The organism is Pseudophaeobacter sp. 1A16562, assembly GCF_041008785.1.
Taxonomy (GTDB): domain Bacteria; phylum Pseudomonadota; class Alphaproteobacteria; order Rhodobacterales; family Rhodobacteraceae; genus Phycobacter; species Phycobacter gallaeciensis_A.
Genome location: NZ_JAXGFT010000043.1, coordinates 1 through 1254, shown reverse-complemented (window position 1 = coordinate 1254; position 1254 = coordinate 1). Strand labels below are relative to the sequence as shown.

The 1254-nt window shown below is 58.5% G+C and carries 1 protein-coding gene; it reads left to right on the top strand.

Features of this window, described 5'->3' with window-relative positions; genetic code table 11:
- Positions 1–68 precede the first annotated feature (68 nt).
- Positions 69–1228 (top strand): IS3 family transposase gene (locus SM764_RS22555; RefSeq protein ID WP_369002870.1). Its coding sequence is split into 2 segments (ribosomal slippage): positions 69–318 and positions 318–1228, totalling 1161 coding nucleotides; the frame shifts between segments, so codons are not numbered across the junction.
- Positions 1229–1254: the final 26 nt, after the last annotated feature.

Genomic DNA, 1254 nt, shown 5'->3' with positions numbered 1-1254 from the left:
TGACCTGCCCCCCGAAATCTCCCGCACTTTAATGTAGAGTTTGCTCAACCTCTTGATGGAGCAAACAGATGCGAAAGAGCCGTTTTACAGAAGCACAGATCATCGGAATGATCAAAGAACAGGAAGCCGGGATGCCGACGGCGGAGGTGTGCCGCAAGCATGGCCTGAGTCAGGGCACATTCTATAAATTCAAATCCAAGTATGGCGGCATGGAAGTGTCTGATGCGGCCAAGCTGAAGGCTTTGGAGGATGAGAATGCCAAATTGAAGCGTCTGCTCGCGGATCAGATGCTGGACAACGTCGTGTTGAAGGACTTGCTGGGAAAGAGCTGACGACGTCGAATGAGCGGCGCGAAGCAGCGCTCCGGGCGATGCGGGATCATGACATCTCGCAGCGCCGGGCCTGCCGACTTGTCGGTGTCGATCCAAAGACTGTCCGGCGTGAGCGCCCGCCGGACAATCCTGAGATACGCAAAGAGATGAAGGCCATCGCGGCCAAGCGGCGTCGGTTTGGCTACCGCCGGATCGGTGTGATGCTAGAGCGTAAGGGTATGATCATGAACCACAAGAAGCTCTATCGCCTGTACACAGAAGAAAAACTGGGCGTCAGGCGACGAAGGGGCAGAAAACGTGCCCGTGGATCACGGACACCTATGCCAGAGGCGCTGAGACCTAGTGAACGCTGGTCTCTGGACTTCCTATCCGACACGTTCGGTGCATCCCGAAGGTTCCGCATTCTGGCGGTGAATGATGATTGCTGCCGCGAGAACCTGTGCCTGATGGCCGACACGAGCATCTCAGGGGCCAGAGTCGCGCGGGAGCTGGATGCGCTTGTCCGGGTCTATGGCAGACCGGCCAGCATTGTCAGCGACAACGGGACCGAGTTCACCAGCCGGGCAATCCTAAAGTGGGCCAACGACAACGGCGTCGACTGGCACTACATCGATCCGGGTAAGCCGCAGCAGAACGCCTTCATCGAGAGCTTCAACGGCAGCCTGCGCGACGAGCTCCTGAACGAGGAGATGTTCGACAGCCTGGAGGATGCCCGGCGCAAGCTGGCGCTCTGGCGATACGACTACAACAACGTCAGGCCGCACTCATCGCTCGGCAACCAAACACCCGCAGAAGCGCGCCGGACGCTTGAGCAATTTGAGGGCTCCGCGCCCGGCGCGCTTGCCCAATCAGACGACGGAGAATATGAAAACCAGACCCGCAGACTCTCGTTATGAATAAGGGAGCCTCGGGGGGCAGGTCA